3 protein-coding genes are annotated in these 2,724 nt (G+C 64.3%); all 3 read right to left on the reverse strand.

The genetic code is table 11. The features are described from left to right. Positions 1-531, reverse strand: a 531-nt coding sequence (locus VFF99_RS13020) for a Ku protein (RefSeq protein ID WP_325018530.1), incomplete at its 3' end; no start/stop codon positions are given. A gap of 78 nt (positions 532-609) precedes the next feature. Beyond that, entirely contained in the window at positions 610-1,206 is a 597-nt protein-coding gene (locus tag VFF99_RS13025) for a hemerythrin domain-containing protein (RefSeq protein WP_325018532.1), read from the reverse strand. A gap of 252 nt (positions 1,207-1,458) precedes the next feature. Continuing rightward, on the reverse strand, positions 1,459-2,568 hold the full coding sequence (waaF, locus tag VFF99_RS13030) for a lipopolysaccharide heptosyltransferase II (RefSeq protein WP_325018534.1): 1,110 nt from the start codon (positions 2,566-2,568) through the stop codon (positions 1,459-1,461). Between the last annotated feature and the right edge of the window lie 156 nt (positions 2,569-2,724).

Raw genomic sequence — 2,724 nt, forward strand, 5'->3', positions numbered from 1 at the left:
CGCGAGGTAGTCGTCGTCGATCAGGTCATCTTCGTCCAGCAAGCCTTCGAGTTCCTCGACAATGATGCGCTCGCTTTTCTTCGCTTTCATCTTGTTCTCCTCCAGGTCCGGTTGGGCCGGCTGGAATATGTTCCGGTGGTCTCCGGCGTGCATGGGCGGCGCGAGCATTGCGAGCTGCCTGGCGGCCGCGAGGTCGAGCACTTCCTCTTCCGGCATGTCGCACTCGCCGGCAGCGCCGCGCTCGTGCGACCAGCGCAGCGTGTTGAGGACCAGTGACTGGCCCTGCGGGACGACGGCGGCGAGGTGCTGGCGCGAGCGGATTACCACATAGGCGATGCCGATCTTTCCGGTGTGGCGAAGCGTCTCGCGCAGCAGCGCGTAGACCTTTTCGCCGCCGGGAGCGGGGGCCAGATGATAGGGCGTCTCGAAGTAGTCGGGCGGGATCTCCTGCGCTTCGACGAATGCCAGGATGTCGACCGCATGGGTCGATCCCGGATACGCTTGATGCAGTTCCTTGTCAGGCAAGTTCACGAAACACCTTTCTTCAAGTGATGCCAGGCATGGCCATGCCGAGGCATGGCCGGCCCGTGTGATGCGGGGTGAATGCGGTCAGTGCACGCGGCGCTTTGACTTCGGGCCGCTGTCCGGATCCTCGTTTTCCTCCTCCTCCTCGGAGGGGACGCCGAGTTCTTCGCGCAGCTCCATCTTGCGCTCGCTGATTTCCTGGCCTAGCTCTTCGAGGTCGAGATCGGCCTTCTTGATCTTCGGGAAGAGCTCCTTTTCCTCTTCCTGGATGTGGTGCTTCACATACTCGCCGAGGACGGTGAACTTGGCGTCGTACAGGTCGTCGCCGGGCTGCATCGCGGCCAGTTCGGTGATGAGCTGCTTGGCCGAGGCATGCTCGACTTCGGCTTCATCGAGGAGGTCCATGTCGTCGATGGCATCGCGCGCGGCCGGATAGAAGATCTCTTCCTCCACCTGCGCATGGATGGTGAGTTCCGCGCAGGCGGTCTCGACCAGCACCTGCTTGGCTTCGTCGTCGGTTTCCTCGTCTTCCTTCATCCGTTCGAACTCGTCGAAGAGTTCCATGACTTTCTTGTGATCCTCGGCAAGAATGTGCAGTGCGTCATCTTCCGACCCTTTGGAAGTGCGGCGGGCTGGACGCGAGGATGTCTTGCTGCTCTTGGAAGGCGCGTTGCGTGGCATATCGAGCTCCTTGTGTTGGCTACCGTTGGGGTGGCGTGTTACGGGGTATCGCGTACCCGGGTCAATCGCAAGCTCCATGCCAAGCGGCGCGGCGCTGCGCCTGTGCCGCACATGCGCTGCAAATACGCGCGGATTGGGTGGCGCGTGCCCGAAAACGTCGTCGTGGCGAAACTTCCGGCCGCCTGTCCCCGGGTTCATCGCTTCCGTTTTTGCATGCAGATGTAAAAATTGCAGCGGGAAATGTTCTGCCCTTCAGGCCGGGCGCATGGGCGGCATGCGCGCCTCGGCTTCCGGCTCAAGTCCGCGCAACAAGTCGAGCGCCGCCTTGACGGTTTCGGACGGCGTGACGCCGGTCAGGCAGAGATTGTGTCCTTGTGGGCAGACGCTCTTGTAGCAGTAGCGGCAGGGCACGTCGCGGAACAGTACCCGGCTCGGCACTTTCCACGGCGTATGCTGGGGATTGGTCAGCGCATACAAGTCGACGACCGGGGTGCCGACGGCGGCGGCGATGTGCGCCGGCCCGGTGTTGTTCGAGACGAGCACCGGCGCGAGCGCAATCAGCGCGGCGAGCTGGCCGAGGTCGAGCTGCCCTGCCAGCGAATGCGTGCCGGGCAGGCCGACGCGGATGTCATCGATGAGCGACGCTTCCTCCGCACTGCCGGTAAAGACGATGGGGCAGTCGAGGGTGGCGCGCAGTGCGCGTGCCACTTCGCGCCAGTGTTGCGGCGGATAGCGGCGCGAGGCCGCGGTGGCGCCGGGATGCATCGCGATCCAGGTCGCGGCGGCATCAATGCCCATCGACTGCAGGCGGTCGACGACGCGTGCGGCCGCAGCGGATGGCACGCGCAGCGACATGCGTTCGTCGTCCGTCCTTGCGCCGACGGCGGCGACGAGATCGAGCTGGCGGCGCACTTCGTGCCGCACCTGTTCCTGCGGCTCGGTCTCGCGCACCCAGTCGCTCAGGAGGCTGTAGGGATTCTCGCGGCAATGCGCCAGGCGCAGCGGAATGCCGGCGAAGTAGCAGAGCATCGCCGCCGGCAGGGGATTCTGGCTATAGACGGTAAAGATGACGGCAGCGTCGAAGCGGCGTCGCGCAAGCATGCCGATCATCTCCATATCGGCGTCGGGCTGGTGTTCCGCACTGCTTTTCAGCCACGGCGCGGCGTAGACGATCACGTCGTCGATCTCGGGGATGAAGCTTGCAACCGCAGCGCCGCTGGACGAGGTGAGAAGGGTGATTTCACTGCCGGGAAACGACTGCTTCAGCGCGCGGATGGCGGGTGTGCTCATCAGCACGTCGCCCATGTAGTCCAGGCGTATGCAGAGAATCCGTTTCGCCTGTTGCCAGCCGGCGGCCGTCATGACGCGGCCGCTCCGCCCATGGTGCCGGGGCGCAGGGCATCGGCCTCGGCGATCATGGTGGCGGCGGCATACAAGTCTGAAGCGGTGAGGTGCGGCGTGCGCAGCGGCGACATCTTCCATTCCGTTTCGTTGCCGTTATCGATCAGCACCGTGCGG

It is taken from the genome of Noviherbaspirillum sp., assembly GCF_035654295.1.
Taxonomy (GTDB): Bacteria; Pseudomonadota; Gammaproteobacteria; order Burkholderiales; family Burkholderiaceae_D; genus Noviherbaspirillum.

Bases quoted from the DNA above. Each gene is read 5' to 3' on its own strand.
- VFF99_RS13025 (WP_325018532.1), bottom strand. From the start codon at position 1,206: ATGCCACGCAACGCGCCTTCCAAGAGCAGCAAGACATCCTCGCGTCCA.
- waaF (WP_325018534.1), bottom strand. From the start codon at position 2,568: ATGACGGCCGCCGGCTGGCAACAGGCGAAACGGATTCTCTGCATACGC.